This is a genomic window from Streptomyces sp. NPDC087859, from assembly GCF_044742595.1.
Lineage (GTDB): Bacteria > Actinomycetota > Actinomycetes > Streptomycetales > Streptomycetaceae > Streptomyces > Streptomyces canus_F.
This window is the reverse complement of the sequence record NZ_JBIUUU010000008.1, coordinates 80,752-96,994: the sequence shown is the minus strand read 5'-3', so window position 1 is coordinate 96,994 and position 16,243 is coordinate 80,752. Positions and strand designations below refer to the sequence as shown.

15 protein-coding genes and 1 pseudogene are annotated in these 16,243 nt (G+C 71.6%); 7 read left to right on the top strand and 9 right to left on the bottom strand.

Going from position 1 to position 16,243, the window contains the following annotated elements; genetic code table 11:
• Positions 1 to 93 precede the first annotated feature (93 nt).
• Positions 94 to 1,314 carry a saccharopine dehydrogenase family protein gene (locus ACIOHP_RS20565; protein ID WP_401889366.1) on the bottom strand — a complete coding sequence of 407 codons (1,221 nt, stop codon included), beginning with the start codon at positions 1,312 to 1,314 and terminating at the stop codon, positions 94 to 96.
• A gap of 109 nt (positions 1,315 to 1,423) precedes the next feature.
• Between ACIOHP_RS20565 and ACIOHP_RS20560 the strand changes: the two genes are divergently transcribed.
• Complete coding sequence (locus ACIOHP_RS20560) at positions 1,424 to 2,146, top strand: TetR/AcrR family transcriptional regulator (protein WP_401889364.1); 723 nt, start codon at positions 1,424 to 1,426, stop codon at positions 2,144 to 2,146.
• A gap of 80 nt (positions 2,147 to 2,226) precedes the next feature.
• Here the strand turns inward: ACIOHP_RS20560 and ACIOHP_RS20555 are convergent, their stop codons facing one another.
• Complete coding sequence (locus ACIOHP_RS20555; protein ID WP_401889362.1) at positions 2,227 to 3,126, bottom strand: LysR family transcriptional regulator ArgP; 900 nt, start codon at positions 3,124 to 3,126, stop codon at positions 2,227 to 2,229.
• Positions 3,127 to 3,192: 66 nt separating this feature from the next.
• On the opposite strand from ACIOHP_RS20555, the gene ACIOHP_RS20550 reads away from it, so the two are divergent.
• Positions 3,193 to 3,810: a LysE/ArgO family amino acid transporter gene (locus tag ACIOHP_RS20550; protein ID WP_401889360.1), complete on the top strand. Its 618-nt coding sequence runs from the start codon at positions 3,193 to 3,195 to the stop codon at positions 3,808 to 3,810.
• A 104-nt stretch (positions 3,811 to 3,914) separates the two neighbouring features.
• Positions 3,915 to 5,210, top strand: coding sequence for an MFS transporter (locus ACIOHP_RS20545; protein ID WP_401889358.1), 1,296 nt, complete (start codon positions 3,915 to 3,917; stop codon positions 5,208 to 5,210).
• Between the two features lie 4 nt (positions 5,211 to 5,214).
• Here ACIOHP_RS20545 and ACIOHP_RS20540 read toward each other — a convergent pair whose 3' ends face one another.
• The 3 genes and pseudogenes from ACIOHP_RS20540 to ACIOHP_RS20530 all read right to left on the bottom strand — a co-directional run bounded on the left by ACIOHP_RS20540 (position 5,215) and on the right by ACIOHP_RS20530 (position 6,533).
• Positions 5,215 to 5,667 carry a cyclic nucleotide-binding domain-containing protein gene (locus ACIOHP_RS20540; RefSeq protein ID WP_361544606.1) on the bottom strand — a complete coding sequence of 151 codons (453 nt, stop codon included), beginning with the start codon at positions 5,665 to 5,667 and terminating at the stop codon, positions 5,215 to 5,217.
• 275 nt (positions 5,668 to 5,942) lie between these two features.
• A pseudogene (locus ACIOHP_RS20535) lies at positions 5,943 to 6,161 on the bottom strand (ornithine decarboxylase); the annotation flags it as partial.
• 138 nt (positions 6,162 to 6,299) lie between these two features.
• Positions 6,300 to 6,533, bottom strand: coding sequence for a hypothetical protein (locus ACIOHP_RS20530; protein WP_361544609.1), 234 nt, complete (start codon positions 6,531 to 6,533; stop codon positions 6,300 to 6,302).
• Between the two features lie 194 nt (positions 6,534 to 6,727).
• On the opposite strand from ACIOHP_RS20530, the gene ACIOHP_RS20525 reads away from it, so the two are divergent.
• From ACIOHP_RS20525 to ACIOHP_RS20510, 4 genes are all read left to right on the top strand, one after another.
• Positions 6,728 to 7,147: an ATP-binding protein gene (locus tag ACIOHP_RS20525; RefSeq protein ID WP_361544612.1), complete on the top strand. Its 420-nt coding sequence runs from the start codon at positions 6,728 to 6,730 to the stop codon at positions 7,145 to 7,147.
• A gap of 191 nt (positions 7,148 to 7,338) precedes the next feature.
• A complete protein-coding gene (locus tag ACIOHP_RS20520; RefSeq protein WP_401889355.1) occupies positions 7,339 to 8,166 on the top strand; it encodes a SigB/SigF/SigG family RNA polymerase sigma factor in 828 nt (275 codons plus the stop codon).
• A gap of 58 nt (positions 8,167 to 8,224) precedes the next feature.
• Positions 8,225 to 9,076, top strand: a complete 852-nt coding sequence (locus tag ACIOHP_RS20515; RefSeq protein WP_401889353.1) for an ANTAR domain-containing protein — start codon at positions 8,225 to 8,227, stop codon at positions 9,074 to 9,076.
• 55 nt (positions 9,077 to 9,131) lie between these two features.
• The gene (locus ACIOHP_RS20510) at positions 9,132 to 9,977 is read left to right on the top strand and encodes a DUF1206 domain-containing protein (RefSeq protein WP_361544620.1); all 846 of its coding nucleotides are present in this window, start codon (positions 9,132 to 9,134) and stop codon (positions 9,975 to 9,977) included.
• Positions 9,978 to 9,989: 12 nt separating this feature from the next.
• On the opposite strand, the gene ACIOHP_RS20505 is transcribed toward ACIOHP_RS20510, so the two are convergent.
• The 4 genes from ACIOHP_RS20505 to ACIOHP_RS20490 form a co-directional block, all read right to left on the bottom strand.
• Entirely contained in the window at positions 9,990 to 12,275 is a 2,286-nt protein-coding gene (locus ACIOHP_RS20505) for an FUSC family protein (RefSeq protein WP_401889351.1), read from the bottom strand.
• The gene (locus tag ACIOHP_RS20500; RefSeq protein WP_361544688.1) at positions 12,247 to 13,590 is read right to left on the bottom strand and encodes an NAD(P)/FAD-dependent oxidoreductase; all 1,344 of its coding nucleotides are present in this window, start codon (positions 13,588 to 13,590) and stop codon (positions 12,247 to 12,249) included. Before ACIOHP_RS20500 ends, ACIOHP_RS20505 begins: the two co-directional genes overlap by 29 nt.
• Before the next feature lie 220 nt (positions 13,591 to 13,810).
• Complete coding sequence (locus ACIOHP_RS20495; RefSeq protein ID WP_401889349.1) at positions 13,811 to 14,215, bottom strand: ATP-binding protein; 405 nt, start codon at positions 14,213 to 14,215, stop codon at positions 13,811 to 13,813.
• A 114-nt stretch (positions 14,216 to 14,329) separates the two neighbouring features.
• A complete protein-coding gene (locus ACIOHP_RS20490; protein ID WP_401889347.1) occupies positions 14,330 to 16,234 on the bottom strand; it encodes an AMP-dependent synthetase/ligase in 1,905 nt (634 codons plus the stop codon).
• Between the last annotated feature and the right edge of the window lie 9 nt (positions 16,235 to 16,243).

Sequence of the window (16,243 nt, the reverse complement as noted above, 5' to 3'; positions counted from 1 at the left end):
TCGAAGTCGTCCGTGCCCTCGCGGATGGCTTACTCGCTTTCGGGTCACCTGTCGATGCATGAGTGAAACAACGGAGTGCTGGGAAATTCGGATTCACTGCTCGCGCAGCCCCCACGGGGAGCCGTACGCGGTCAGCAGATCCAGGAAGGGACCGGCGGGGAAGGCCTCCGGGCCGAGGACGCCCGAGCCCGACCAGGCGCCCGTGGCGAGGAGTTCGAGGGCGACGACCGGGTTGATCGCCGTCTGCCACACCACCGCCTGGCAGCCGTACTCCGCCATGGACCACTGGTTGTCGACCACGTGGTACAGGTACACCTCGCGCGGTGCCCCGTCCTTGACGCCCTTCACCCAGGTGCCCGCGCAGGTCTTGCCGTGCATGAGCTCGCCCAGCGCCGCCGGGTCGGGGAGACAGGCGGCGACCACGTCCCGGGGCGAGACCCGGACCGGTCCGCTCGCGCTCGCCACGGTGACGGGCTCGGTGCGGTCCAGGCCCAGCAGGTGCAGCGTCCGCAGCGTCTGGATGAACTCCTCGCCCAGGCCGTACTTGAAGGTGACGCGCTTGGCGTCGACCCAGCGGGGAACGAGCAGCACCTCCTCGTGCTCGACGTTCACGCACTCCACCGGGCCGATGCCCTCGGGGAAGTCGAACACCTCGGGCTCGCTGAACGGTGCCGTCGTGAACCAGCCGCGGTCCTCCTCGTAGACCACGGGCGGGTTGAGGCACTCCTCGATGGTGGTCCAGATGTTGAAGGACGGCGCGAAGTCGTAGCCGTCCACCGTGAGGTTCGCACCGTCGCGGATGCCGATCTCCTCGATCTCGTCGAAGAGTTCATCGGCCGCGTACCGGGCGAAGACGTCCGACAGACCCGGCTCCACCCCCATGCCGACGAGGGCCAGCACCCCCGCCTTCTCCCAGCCGATGGCCTCCTCGAACTGGGCGTCGCCGAGTTTGACCCCGCACTCGTCGTAGGGGCGCTCGGGGTGCGGTCGCGACAGCGACATCGCCATGTCGACATAGGTCGCCTCGGCGGCGCGGGCCGCCCGGAACAGCGGCATCACGAAGCGGGGATCGGTTGCGTTGAGGAGGACGTCGCACGCGTGCCGCTCCAGCAGCGCCGCCACGGCCGCCTCGTCGCTCGCGTCGACGCGCTCGGCCCGGAAACGGGCGCCCTCGGCGCCGAGCGCCGACACGGCGGCCTCGGCGCGGGCCAGATCGTAGTCCGCCACCACCATCGCCTCGAAGAACGGCCGCCGGGCCGCGATCCGGGTGATGGCGGTGCCCACTCCACCGGCTCCCACGAGCAGTACACGCATGACAAGCACTCCGTCGGTCGAAGGTCCAAGACGTCGGTGGGGCCCCTGACGGAGATACAACGCCGCCCGCTCACATAAGGTCAATGGCGTTGGCATAAGGAGGAGCGGCATGCCGAAAGCGGTCGTACCCGAGGAGAAGCGGCGGCGGCGCCGTCCCACCAAGAGCGGCACCGTGCTGTCCGAGGAGCTGATCGTCGAGACAGCGCTGCGGATGCTGCGCGAACACGGCAGCGCCGGGCTCACCGCCCGCCGACTGGGCCTGGCTCTGGACGCCGATCCCAGCACCCTGTACCGCTACTTCCGGGGCATGGACGACCTGACCCTGGCGATCGGCGACGCGCTGATCGGGCAGGCGCTGCGGGGCTGGGAGCCGACGGGGCGGTGGCGGGCGGACCTGCGCGCGGTCGGGCTGCGCCTCCACGCCGCCTACCTCGCCCATCCGCAGGCCGCCGTGCTGACCACGAACCGGGTCACCGGGCGGCCCAACGAACTCGCCGCCGACGAGGCGGTCCTCGACGTGCTGCGCACCGCGGGCTTCCCGCTGGCGGACACGGTGCGCATCTACCACGCCTTCATCGACCAGACCCTGGCCTTCGCCGCCCTGGACGCCGCGTCCCTGGCCCTGCCCAGTGACGCGCTCCACGCCGACGAGGACATGTGGCGCTCGACCTATGCCCGCCTGCCCCGCAGCACCCACCCCCGGATCGCGGAGGCGGCACCCCTGCTGGCGGGGCGCATGGTCGACAGCGCCTATCCGACGGCGCTGGAGATGCTGCTGGACAGCGCCGAGGCCCGACTGGCCGCGCTGCTCAGCAGAACGAGCGGGCGATGAAGCTCTCCATCCTGCTGCCCTCGTAGTTGCCGTCCTCCCACATGCAGACGAGGCCGGCTCCGGAGGTGCGAGGTTGACGTCTAGGAGGTGAGCGCCTCGGCCGCCGCCGCGGACACCGCCTCGGCCACGGTCGCCAGCGCGGGCGAGTCCAGCTTCCACTGCTGCCAGTACAGGGGCGCGTCCATCGGGCGGTCGGGCGCGAGGTGGACCAGCCGGCCCGTGGCCAGCAGCGGTTCGGCCTGGACATCGGGGACCATGCCCCAGCCCAGGCCGAGCGCGACGGTCGCCACGAAGCCCTCCGAGGTGGGGACGTAGTGGCGGGCGGCGCTCGCGCCGCCCCCGCCGCGGCGCAGGTTCCGCACGAAGCGGTCCTGGTAGGAGTCGCGGCGGTCGAAGGCCACCGAGGGCGCCTGCGCGAGCGCGTCCCGCAGCGGACCGTCGAGCCACCGGTCGGCGAACTCCGGGCTCGCCACGGCGAAGTACCGCATCCGCCCCAGCGGGCGCACGGAACAGCCCGACACGGCGTCCGGCGACGAGGTCACCGCCGCCATCACCAGCCCCTCCCGCAGCAGTGTCGCCGTGTGCTCCTCGTCCTCGCGGTGCAGCTCGAAGGTGAGCCGGTGGCCGTCCGGAACGCGGTTCAGCGCCGGGAGGAACCACGTCGCCAGCGAGTCGGCGTTGACCGCGATCGACACCCGCGTCGACTCCCCGGGCACGCTCATGCCCAGCTCGGTCCGCGCGTCCCGCTCCAGTCGCGCCAGCTGTCGCGCGAAGCGCACGATCACCTCGCCCGACTCGGTGGGCCGCACCGGCTTCGTACGCACCAGCAGCACCCGGCCGGTGCGCTGTTCCAGGGCCTTGACCCGCTGGCTCACCGCCGACGGCGTCAGATGCAGGGCCGCGGCGGCGGCGTCGAAGGTGCCCTCGTCGACCACCGTCAGCAGGGTCCGCACCTGGTCGAGGGGAAGCTCTGTCGTCACGAGCACTAATGATACGTAAGAATCTTTAGCTGTACTCCAGATCGCCGCCCGCCTAGCGTCGATGCCATGACCGCTTCGCTCGCCGCCGCTGCCGCCGGATTCGGCACCGGCCTCTCGCTCATCGTCGCCATCGGCGCCCAGAACGCCTTCGTCCTGCGCCAGGGCGTCCGACGCGACTCTGTCCTCGCCGTCGTCGGCATCTGCGCCCTCTCGGACGCGGCCCTGATCGCCCTGGGCGTCGGCGGGCTGGGAGCGGTGGTGGTGGCGTGGCCGGACGCGCTGACCGCGGTCGGCTGGATCGGGGGCGTCTTCCTGCTCTGCTACGGCGCCCTCGCCGCCCGCCGGGTGTTCCGGCCGGCCGGCGGTGCCCTGCGCACGGACGGCGAGGCGGCCGGCTCGCGCAAGCGGGCCGTCCTGACCTGTCTGGCACTGACCTGGCTCAACCCGCACGTCTACCTGGACACCGTGTTCCTGCTCGGCTCCGTCGCCGCCGACCGCGGCGCACTGCGCTGGACCTTCGGGCTGGGCGCCGTGCTCGCCAGCCTGTGCTGGTTCGCGGTACTGGGCTTCGGCGCCCGACTGCTGGGCCGCTTCCTGGCCAGGCCCACGGCCTGGCGCGTCCTGGACGCACTGGTCGCCGCGACGATGATCACCATGGGCGGGATGCTGATCGCCGGGGCGTGAGCAACGCCCTGTCCGGAAGCTGGGATTGCGGGTCCCGCATGCTCAGACGCAACTGCCATAGTGAACCCTGGTTCCGAAAGATGTAACGACCAACCAGGAAGCCCGTGGACACGAGCGAGAGCAGCACCGAAGAGCAGCCGACGGCCCCAGCGGAGCAGCCGTCCCGGCGCGGCTGGCGCCGGTTCGCGATGGACACCCGTCCGCTGCGCCGCCCGGCCTACCGCCGGCTGTGGACGTCGACCATCGTCACGGCCGTCGGCAGCCAGCTCACCGCGGTCGCGGTGCCCAAGCAGATCTACGACATCACGGGCTCGTCCGCGTGGGTCGGCTACGCGAGCCTCGCCGGGCTGCTGCCACTCATGGTGTTCGCGCTCTGGGGCGGCGCGATCGCCGACAGCGTGGACCGCCGCAAGCTGCTCCTGGTCACCAACACCGGGATCGCCGTCACCTCGCTGCTCTTCTGGATACAAGCCGTCACCGGCCTGGAGTCCGTGGCCGTGCTGATGCTCCTGCTCGCGGTGCAGCAGGCGTTCTGGGGCCTGAACGCACCGGCCCGCAACGCCTCCATCGCCCGGCTCGTGCCCGCGGACGAGCTGACCGCCGCCAACGCCCTCGGCTCGACCGTCATGCAGACCGGGCAGGTGGTCGGCCCGCTCCTGGCGGGCGCCCTCATCCCGGTCATCGGCCTGCCGGAGCTCTACCTCATCGACGCCCTGGCGCTGTGCGTCACGGTGTGGGCGGTCTACCAGCTGCCCGCGCTGCCGCCCCTGGCGTCGCAGACCAAGCGCCGCGCGGGAGTGCGCGAGATCGCGGCCGGGTTCCGGTACATCTCCCTGCACAAGGTGCTGCTGCTGTCCTTCCTCGCCGACATCATCGCGATGGTCCTCGGCATGCCGCGCGCCCTGTTCCCTCAGCTGGCCTCGGAGACCTACGCGCCCTACGGCGAAGGTCTCGCCCTCGGTCTGCTGTTCGCGGCGATCCCCATCGGCGCCGTCCTCGGCGGACTGCTCTCCGGCACCTTCTCCCGGGCCCGCCGGCACGGCTGGATGGTCATCGGCGCCGTCGTCGCGTGGGGCGCCGCCATCACCGGCTTCGGGCTGAGCGACAGCCTCTGGCTCGCGGTCGCGTTCCTCGCGCTGGCAGGGGTGGCCGACATGGTCTCCATGGTCTTCCGCGGGGCGATCCTGCTGTCCGCCGCCACCGACGAGATGCGCGGCCGTATGCAGGGCGTCTTCACCGTGGTCGTCGCGGGCGGGCCCCGTCTGGCCGACGTCCTGCACGGCACCGCGGGCTCGGCCTTCGGGCCACGCGCGGCCGTCGCGGGCGGCGGTCTCCTCGTCGTGGCCGTGATGCTGGGCCTGGCCGCCGCCGTACCGGCGCTGCGCCGCTACCGGATCTGAGCCGTCAGCGGGCGCGCCGGGAGATCGAGTACTGCTCCAGCAGCTTGCCCCGGGTCGTCTCCAGCCGGTACGCCAGGATCTCGGCGACGCTGCGCACCAGGATCAGGCCGAGCTGGGGATCCTCCTCGCACAGCGCGAGCACCGCCGCCGCGTCGAACTCATAGGCCCGCACGGGACTGAAGGCCACCGCGCCGAAGTCCCACTGGTGCGGCGGGAACAGCCACGACCAGCCGAGCAGATCACCCGAGCCGAGACTGGCCACGGTCACCCGCTGCAGGGACGTCACCTGCTGGTCGAGGGAGACCGCGCCCGAGCGGATGACCCAGAAGCGGTCGGCCGTACCCCCTGGCTCGAAGATCCGGGCGTCCTCGGGGAAGGCGACCTCCCGGGCCAGGGCCATCAGGCGGGCCCGCTGGGGCGGAGGCAGGGCGGTCAGCAGTTTCGTCGCTTTGGTCATGACGCGGGGCTCCTCGCCGGCGATTCGGTTCCGGTGCTTTCCCTACGCCCATTTCAGCCGCTGCGGACGACCTGGGCACCTCGGCGGCGGACACTTCCGGCGCTGTCGTCACGCGGGCAGGAAAAAAGCCCTGGCTGGACGGGGGAGGCCAGCCAGGGCCGTATGAGAGGTGATCTATGGAGGACGTATACCGTCGACTCCATGACGACCTATGGATGAACCGTAAACCATCTCGGAGCCTTGTGCGTATACGAAAGCCGGGCTCGTGACCCGTTTCACTCCGCGCCGGCCCGGTCCGCCGCCGGCACCTTGATCGCCTCCAGACCGGGGTCGCTCGGGTCGGGCAGGTTCATCCCCGCGGTCAGTCCGGTCGTCAGACAGCGCAACACGGGCTCGGTGAGCCGCTCGCCGGGCAGCACGGCCGGGATCCCGGGCGGGTACGGCGTGACCATCTCCGCCGCGACCCGGCCGGCGGCCTCCCGCACCGCCGGATCGGCGCCCCGGGCCTGCTTGTGCCCGGGGGGTGTGAAGGACAGCCGCCCCTGGCGGCGGTAGTCGTCCAGCGCTTCGAGTACGGGTGCCCTGGTGTGATCCACAGTCATGGCGAGCCGGGTTCCCGGGAGCGTGGCCGTTCAATCGGACGGCTCGGCCGTCCCGGGCCGCCTGCCCGGCGTCAGGATCTCGTCCAGCACCCTGAGCACCGTCTCGTAGGCCAGCGTCCGCACGGCCGCGTCGCGCGAGGCGGCCGGGTCGCTCGGCCGCAGGGCGTCACTACGGGACCGCCAGGCACGCTCCTCCTCCAGAGCACAGGCCCGGGCACGCTGCATCCGCCGCAGCAGTTCATCCGCATCCACGACATCCGTCATGTCACCCGGGTACCCCGCAAATGATTCCGGATGGCCCGTGTGCACAAGGTTTGATGCGGCTCCGAGAGGTGAGCCGAAGGGGGAAGAGACCTGCGGTGCTCGCGGAGTGTGATGGATCCGCTGCCGCCAGGCGGGACTTCCGCGTCGTCCGCGAGCGCCCTGGCTTGCCCCCCATCGATTCAGGGAGCCCAGGGATGTGCGAGAAGCACAGGACCGAATCTGTCGAGCGGTACCAACGACCGTGCCAGCCGGCAGAGGCGCGCCGCGCCGTCGAGCGGGCCGTGGCCGAACGCTGCCGCGTCACCCATACCAGCTGCGACCGCGAAGCCCTGGGAGACGCCCTGCTCGTCGCCTCGGAGCTCACCACCAACGCGATCCTGCACGGCGGCGGAGTCACCGACTTCCGCGTCGACGTCGGCGAACCCGGCGTGCGCGTCTCGGTGAGCGACCGCAGCGACGCGTTCCCCGTGGCCAAAGAGCCCTTCGACCCGCGCGGGCGGCGCCGCCTGGGCGGCCTCGGCTGGCCCATCGTCTGCCGGCTGGCACGCGATGTGCGGGTCACCGACTTGCCCTCCGGAGGCAAGTGCATCACCGCGGTCGTGCCCCTGTCCTGACAGTCGGCCGATCTTCCCGGGAAAAGCGGAGTTTGGGCCCCCGGGGTGAGGGCAGACGCAGTTTCGTGCTTCGGACCGGAGGCGCGCCAGCGGGAGCGACATGGCTGCTGCAGGGCCCACGTCTGGTGTCCGGCCGGTAGTCCCCGTTCCCGCGGCAATTCCCTGAAACGACCGTTCAGGAGCGATTCCGCATGCCAATCGACATGTCGACAAGCCGTCCCGGCACCCCCACCACCGCGGCCGCCCGACGGCGCCACGACGACGCTCCCGACACCGCCGGGCTCTTCGCCCGCCTGGCCGTCCTGGAGGAGGGCCCCGAGCGGGACGCCGTACGCGACGAACTCGTCATCGCCTGGCTGCCCATGGCCCACCGCATCGCCGGCCGCTTCCGCGAGCGCGGCGAGTCCATCGAGGACCTGCGACAGGTGGCGGCCCTGGGCCTGGTGAAGGCGGTCGACCGATTCGACCCCGAGCGTGGCGCCTTCGAGAGCTACGCCGTGCCGACCATCACAGGAGAGGTCAAGCGGCACTTCCGCGACCGTATGTGGGCCCTGCGGGTGCCCCGCCGGGTGCAGGAACTCCGCAACAAGGTGCGGGTCGCCCGCCGCGAGCTGACCCAGACGCCGGGCAGTGCCGAACCCACTGTCGCGGACCTCGCCGCCCACACGGGACTGACGGAGGAGGAGGTCGCCACGGGACTGGAGGCGCTGGAGAGCTTCAGCACGCTGTCCCTGGACGCCGAACTCTCCAACGACGAGGACGGATACAGCCTCGCCGACACCCTGGGCGAGGCCGACGCCTCGTACGAGACCGTGGTCGACCGGGAATCCGCCAAGGCGGGTCTGCGCCGGCTGCCCGAACGCGACCGCGCCATTCTCTACATGCGCTTCTTCGAGGACATGACACAGAGCCGCATCGCCGACCAGCTCGGCATCTCCCAGATGCACGTCTCCCGTCTGATCAGCCGCAGCTGCGCCCGGGTGCGCGCCGAGGCGCTGGGAGAACGTGCCGGCACCTGAGTGACCCGGCCGTTTCCGGGCAGGTGTCAGTTCCTGCGAACAGGAACTGAGGAGACCTATGACCGAGCCCGGACAGACAGCCGCGGACGACGGAGCGGACCACGACGAGTACCAGCGGCTGCGGGCCGAGGTGCGCGACCTGCGCGCCCGGGCCCGCGCCCACGTCCTGATCGCGGAGGCACAGGGCATGCTGCGCGAGCGGTATGCCCTGTCCGACGCGGACAGGGCGTTCACGCTGATGCGGCTGGCGTCGCAGCGGTACAACGTCAAGATGCGCTCCCTGGCCGAGGTCCTGCTGTCCGCCCCGCGCCCGGACGCCCGGGAAGCGCTGTGGTTCCCGCGGCGCGCCCGGCTCGCACAGCCCCCCTTGAACTTCCCGGCGGCACGGGAGGTCGGGCCCGGCAACCGCAGCGCCGTCCTGAAGGCCGTGCTGAGCCAGACGCTCGCCGTCGTCGGCACGGACATGGGGAACGTGCAGCTCGTCGACCGGGTCAGGGGCGGCCTGCGAATCGAGGAGCACACCGGACACACAGCCGACTTCGTCGACTTCTTCGGCCATGTCGGCGAGCAGGGCACGTCCTGTGCGCAGGCCGCGCGCGACGTCGCCCAGGTCACCGTGCACGATGTCGAGTCGGATCCGGTCTTCACCACGTCCGCCCGCGAGGCGATCCTCGAGGCGGGCAGCCTGGCGTGTCACAGCGTGCCGCTGACCACCTCGTCCGGCATCTGCGTGGGGATGGTCTCGGCCCACCTCGACCACACCATCGGGGACCTGACGGCGGCGCAGCTGAAGGTGCTGGAAGTGGTGGGGGCGCAGGCCGGCCGGTGGATCGCCTGGCACGAGCGCACGGTGGTCCTGGACGCCCTGGAGTACCTGCACGCCCTGGGCAGCGGGCGCGCCCAGGCGTAGGCCCGTAGGGGTGTGCATGGCCGTGACCGGGGCATTCGGAGTGCGGGAGGCCGAGATGAACTTGACTGTCAGCGCACGGGCCGGCCGGATCGGGGCCGGGCGTTCGACCCGCCGTTCCGCGACGGAGGGCGCCGCCAGGGCGGGACTCGCCGCACGCGGCGTGATCTATCTGCTGGTCGGCCTGCTGGCCCTGCAGATCGCCTTCGGCGACGGGAAACGCCAGGCGGACCGCGGTGGCGCGCTCGCCGAGCTGTCGGACAAGCCCTTCGGTGCCGTCCTGCTGTGGGCCCTCGCCATCGGCCTGGTCTGCATGGCGCTGTGGCGCCTTTCGGAGGTGCTGTTCGGCTCGGTCGGCCCGGACGGACGCAAGGCGAAGAAGCGCCTGCTGGCGCTGGTCCGCTTCGTGTTCTACGGCTTCGTCGCCTACTCCGTGGTGTCGTTCGCGTCGGGCTCGGGATCGAGCGGCGGCGGCAGCGGATCGAGTGACAAGCAGTCCAAGGACGTCACGGCGAAGGTGCTGGACATGCCCGGCGGGCAGTGGATCGTCGGTATGGCGGGCGTGGGCATCGCCGTCGCCGGCGTATGGCTCGCGGGCCGGGCCGTCATGCGCTCCTACCGCGACAAGTTCAAGCTCGGCGAGATGTCGCCCGGGATGCGGCGGCTGGTGGACGTGACCGGGGTGGGCGGCGGCACGGCCCGCGGGCTGGTGTTCGCGGCCGCCGGTGCCTTCGCCGTACGGGCCGCCGTCGACTACGAACCCGACAAGGCGAAGGGCCTGGACGACACGCTCCGCTCCTTCGCCGAGACCCCGCTCGGCCCTTGGCTGCTGGCCCTGGTGGCGGTCGGCCTGGTGCTGTTCGGCCTGTTCTCCTTCGCGATGGCGCGCTGGCGCAAGGTGTGAGCCGCCCCGGCGTCACCCCTTCGGCCGCGCCACCGGTACCCGCAGTGGCCGGGCCAGCCCCACCACACCCTCGTCCAGCCGCTGGAGATGCCGCAGCACCCGGTCGGTGACCCGGCCGAAGCGCGGTGACCCGGGGACGGCGGGCTCCAACAGGGAGGCGACGCTCGGCCCCGTCTCGACCTCGTCGGTGGACCGTGAGTCCGCCACGCGTGCCGCGGTCGCACGGATGTTGCGCAGAATGCGCCGCCCCGCCCCACGAAGCCGGGGATCCGCCGCGATCGACGGGTGGGTGGGCAGCAGTTCGGCCGTCGCGGCCAGGGAACGCGCGTGATACGCACAGGTCTCCAGCAGCGCGACGACGTACCGCGCGGTGTCCCGCCGGGCCCGCAGCGGGGTGACGGGGTGGGTGAGCGGCTGGGTGGCGGCCCGCAGGTCGGCCAGCGCCTGGTCCAGGTCACGGGCCTTGTCGAGGAGCTCCGCCGGAGGCCCGCCGCTCAGCTGGTCCACCGCCGTCTCGGTGACGTCCGCGAGCCGGTCCAGCACCTCGACGAGGAGGTCGTTCGTCCGGCGGTCCGTGCGCACCGGCAGCACCAGCGCCGCCGCGAGGACACCGCACGCCGCGCCGAGTGCCGTCTCCTCCACCCGCAGCACCAGAACGGACAGGCTGTACGTGTGCAGCAGGGTGTACAGCACGCCCAGCGCGGCGGTGACGAAGAACGACATCAGCGTGTACGACAGAGGCGCCGTGTAGAACATCAGGAAGACGCAGACCAGCACCACGGCGAACGCCGTCAGGGTGTGGTGGCCGACCAGCGCCGCCAGCCCGATGCCGGCCACCACCCCGAGCACGGTGCCCAGGAGCCGCCGGTAGCCCTTGACCAGGATCTCGCCCGTGGAGGCGGTGTTGATGAACACGATCCAGCAGGTCAGCACCGCCCAGTACCAGCGCTGGCTGGACAGCAGCTCACCGCCCACCATGGCCAGCGACGACCCCACCGCGACCTGCACGGCCGCCCGTGTCGTGGGCCGCCGCAACCCCGCGGGCGCCTCCTGCGCAGGGTCCTCACCGGCGTCGATGGCCGCGTCCTCGGCGTCGAGCTCCTCACGCGAGCGGGTCGTGGCCGGGCTGTCGTCGGACTCGTCCTGCGGCCCGTCGAGAGCGGTCCGCAGCCCCAGCACCGCGCGGGCCGCCTCACCGATGCCCCGGAAGACGTCCTGGACGGCCGGTGGCGCCGCCGGCAGGTTCTCCTCGTCCCGGTAGCCCAGCAGCCGGTTGCGCACATGCGAGAGCCCCGTGCCGGGCTGTGCGGAGACCGGCCGCAGGACGAGCAGCCGCAGCGCCTCCAGGTCGCGCCGCACGGTGTCCGTCGCCCTGTCCCGCACGGGCAGCGTCCCGGCCCGCGGAACGGGCGCACCCGGCAGATGCAGGGTCAGCGTGTCCGCCCGCTCGGCGCTGCGCGCGGTCAGCAGCAACAGACCGAGCCGCTCGGCGGCGACCTCGGCGTCCGCGACGCGCCGCTGCACGAGCCGCGCCACCGTCTCGTCGGCGGTCCCCTCCTCCAGCCGGCCCTGGATCATCAGCGCCGTCTCGTGCAGCCGGGCCGTGCCGTCGCGCACATGCTCCAGCGCCTTCTCCACGTCCTCGGGGCCCGCCGCGTCCAGCAGTTCCAGCTGTGTCGCCACCAGCTGGGCCAGCCGGGCCCGGAAGGCCTCCCGCAGCCGCTCCAGCATCCCGGTGGGCGTCTCGGGCACGAGCGCGAAGCGCGCCACGGCACTGGCCAGGAAGGCGACGACGAGCGTGCCGTAGAGCTGGGGCAACGCGGAGACGGTGGCGCCGACGAACAGGGACGCGAAGTAGACCTGGAAGCCGATCATTCCGAGGGCGGTGCCCCGGTCGCCGTACCGGCGCCCGTAGACGGCGCAGAAGATCAACGCGACGAAGACCAGGTCGCCGACCACCACATGGGAGCGCAGCAGGGCGGCGAGCGTGACGGCGGCCAGCGCCACCGGCAGGCCCAGCGCGAGGGTGACGGCCTGCTGGGCGCGCTGCTTCTCCCGGATGGCGAAGGTGGCGACCATGGCCGCGATCGCCCCCGCCACCAGATGGGGCACCTGGGCCCCCAGCAGACCGAGCACGGCCAGCGTGAGCGCGATGGCGCCCACCGTCCGCAGCCCGGCCGCCAGCCGCAGCAGCCCGGGGTCGGACGCGGCCACCAGATCCCGCAGCCGCGCCCGCCCCGGACGACCCGCCTCTCGCACCCCGGGCGGACTACTCCTGACGGTCCGTCCCCTCGACATGCGCCTGGACCTGCTCCGGCGTCAGATACGCGTTGGTGTACTCGAAGTCGTGGAGCTTGGCGGCCTTGCGGGCCTGGAAGCCGGTGCGCACGAAATCGTCGCCCGCGAGGGCGTTGAGCGTCCAGTTGGTCGCGACGCGCACCTTGGCGACGTTGGTACGCAGCGCCGCCCAGTGGTATCCGCGGGCCGCGACCTGGGCGGGCAGGCCGCGCAGCTCGATGCCGAGCGGCTTGGACACGGCGTCCGTGCCGCCGAGGTCGACGACCAGGCCGAGGTCCTTGTGCTGGTAAGGCGTCATCGACTGCCCCCGCAGGGTAGCGATGACGTTGTCGGCGACATGCTTGCCCTGCCGCATCGCGTGCTGGGCCGTGGGTGGGCAGACCGCGCCCTCCTCGCCCTTGGCCTCGTCGGGCACCGCGGCGGAGTCACCGAGCGCGAACACCCCGTCGTGGCCCGGCAGGTTCATGTCGGCGGTGACCGCGAGCCGCCCCCGTACCGTCTCCGCGCCGAGCGTCGCGATGAGCGGGCTCGCGACCACGCCGGCGGTCCAGATCAGGGTGCGGGTGGGCACCACCCGGCCATCGGTGAAGGTGACCTCCTCGGGGCCCGCCTTGGCGATGGACGTGCCCAGCGAGATCTCGATGCCGCGCTTGGTGAGGATCCGCTGCGCGGTGCTGCCCAGCTTGTCGCCCAGCTCGGGCATCAGCTTGGGCGCGATGTCGATCAGGTGCCACTTGATGAGCCCCGGATCGATGCGCGGGTAGCGCTTGACGGCGGCGTGGGTGAGCTTCTGCAGACACGCGGCGGTCTCGGTGCCCGCGTAACCGCCGCCGACGACCACGAACTGCAGCCGCGAGGCGCGTTCGGCCTCGTCCTGGCTGGCGTCGGCGAGGTCGAGCTGGGCGATGACGTGGTCGCGGACATAAGCGGCCTCGGCGAGGGTCTTCATGCCGAACGCGTGGTCGGTGAGGCCTGGGATGTCGAAGGTACGGGTGACGCTGCCGGGGGCCAGCACGATGTAGTCGTACGGCTCGTCGACGATCTCGTCGGTGATGGTGCGGATGACGCACACCTTGGCCTTGAGGTCCACACCGATGGCACCGCCCGGGATGATCCGGGTGCGGTACTTCTTGCTGCGGCGCAGCGAGACGGCGATCGACTGGGGCGTCAGCACCCCGGAGGCGACCTGGGGGAGCAGCGGAAGATAGAGCTGGTAGGCGAACGGCGTCACCAAGGTGACGTCGGCCTCGTCGCGGGCGAGTTTGCGTTCCAGCCGGCGAACGCACTCCACGCCGGCGAAGCCTGCGCCAACCACCAGGATCCTGGGTCGTGTCACGGTCTTTCTTCCCTTCTGCGGCTCCGGCGGTCCGAGTCGGACGCCGTTCGCCTGCCCTGGATCTCCGCTTCGCAACATCGATCCCACCGTGCCTCATGCCGTTCCGCCAGCCGGGCGCGGCAGGCAGCCGAACGCGTTGTGCACCACCATGCCCGTCACGGTGCGCCCGCGCACCGGCTGCGAGTGAATGTCGTGTGTCTCACCAGGGCAGAAACACGTGCACGTCCTTGCCCCTGTCCTCCGTCACCACACTCACCTGGTCGCACAGGGCGTGGATCAGATGCCAGCCGACACCGCCACCGCCGGTTCTCGGGTGAAACGAACGCGGTGCCGGCGGGGTGGGATTCGTGTCGTGCAGCGTCACATGGACACCGTCGAAGGTACGGCGCAGAGACAGGTCGAAAGGGCCCGGGGCGAACTGGACGGCGTTGGCGGCCAGCTCCGTGACGACGAGCAGGATGTCGTCCCAGTGCTCGGGCGTCGTGGGCGGCGAGGCCTGCGAGAGCCCGTACAGGAACTCGTCCGCGTCGATCCGCGCAGCTGTGACGCTCTGCGGCTCACCCGCAAAACTCGTGGTGCGACTCGGAATCTCCACGGAGGCCAATGGTGCTTCCTGCCTGGTTCGGGTGCCGGTCCGGTACGGCGCTCCTCGTGGGCGCCACTTCTGCGAGTTCCCGGGGGCGCTGAGGTCAATCGGACTCCCGGGACCCGAACCGGGTCACCGGAACACGTTGTCCGAGTCGTCCCAGCCCGTGACCTCGTCCGCCATCTGCTGTCGCGGGGCGCGCGAGCGTGCCTGGTACATCGCGTCGATCTCGAACGCGTAGTGCTCGACGATCGCGTCCCGGCGCAGCTTCATCGACGGTGTGAGCAGCGCGCTGGTCCGGTCGAAGGACTCCGGCAGAACCCGGAACACGCGGATGGACTCCGAACGGGAGACGGAACTGTTCGCCGCGGCCACCGCGCGCCCGATCTCCTCCCGCAGCGCGTTCTCCTCGCGCGCCTCCCGGCTCGGTGCGTCACCCGGCATCGCGAGCCCGCCGCGCCAGTGCGCGAGGAACTCCGGGTCCAGTGTGATCAGGGCACCCACACAGGGCCGGTTGTCACCCACGATGACCGCCTGATGGATGAGCGGATGCATACGCAGCCGCTGCTCCAGGAAGGCCGGCGCCACGCTCTTGCCACCACTGGTGATGATGACGTCCTTCTTGCGGCCGGTGATCGTGAGATAGCCCTCCGGGTCCAGCTGCCCGAGGTCGCCCGTGGCCAGCCATCCGCTGCCCAGCGCGGCCCGGGTGGCGGCCTCGTCGTTGACGTATCCCTGGAACACCGAAGGGCCGTGGACCAGGATCTCCCCGTCGGCGGCCAGCCGGATGTCCGTGCCCGGCAGGGGCCGGCCGACCGTGCCCGACTTCTCCCGGCCCACGGGCTGTGCCGTGACGCCGCCGCTCGTCTCCGTCAGCCCGTAGGCGTCGTTCACGTAGATGCCGATGCCCTCGTAGAACAGACAGAGTTCGCGGCCCAGCGGTGACCCGCCCGAGGCCGCGCGGAGCACGCGGCCACCCAGCGCGGCCCGCAGTCTGCGGTACACCGTCCGCTCGTACAGCGCGTGCTGGAGTCGCAGGTCCAGGCCGGGACCCGCCCCGAGTCCCAGCCGATGGCGTTCGACGGCCGCCGCGAAGTCCCGTGCCGTCTCCGCGGCCCGCTCGAACAGGGCGCCGCGGCCCGCCTGCTGGGCCATCCGCAGGAAGTTCTTGTAGATCTTCTCGAAGAGCGAGGGCACGCCGCAGAAGTAGGTGGGCCGGAACGAGAGCAGGGACGCCGACAACGTCTCGGAGCTCAGATCGGGCTCGTGGGCCATCACCAGACTGCCGCGGATGCACAGGCTCTGCACCAGTAGTCCATACACATGGGAGAAGGGCAGGAAGGCGAGGACCGAGCCCTGCCCGCCCGGCGGCACCACCGTGTGGCCCCACCCCTCCAGCAGGACGTCGCAGGCGCTCGCCAGACCTCGGTGGCTCACCGCGCAGCCCAGCGGCCGGCCCGTGGTGCCGGAGGTGTAGACGACGGCCGCGGTGGAGTCCGGCATCACGATGCGGCGCAGCGACTCGATCGTGGTGAACGGGATGAACTCGCCCCGCTTCACGAGCTGTTCCAGTGACCCGTCGTCCAACTGCCAGACGTGGCGCAGCCGCGGCAGCGACGCGCACACCGAGCCGACCGTCATCACGCTCTGCTCGTCCTCGACGATCACACCGACACAGTCCGCGTCCCGCAGGATCCAGGCGACCTGATCGCGTGACGAGGTGGGATAGATGGGCACGACCTCGGCGCCGACGGCCCACAGCGCATGGCTGAGAACCGTCCACTCGTACCGGGTGCGCGCCATGATCGCCACGCGGTTGCCGGGGGCGATCCCGGAGGCGACCAGGCCCTTGGCGAGGTCGACGACTTCGTCCCGCACCTCCACGGCGGTCACCTCCTCCCAGGTCGTGGCGGAGGGGTCGGGGCGGCGCGCGAGCATCGTCTGGGTGGGGTTGCGGGCGGCCGTCTCGAAGACGCTGTCGGCGAGCCCGCCCGTCAGCGGCGAGACGGACGGGGGAGCGAGGGCGAGGTCGCGCATGCGCTGCTC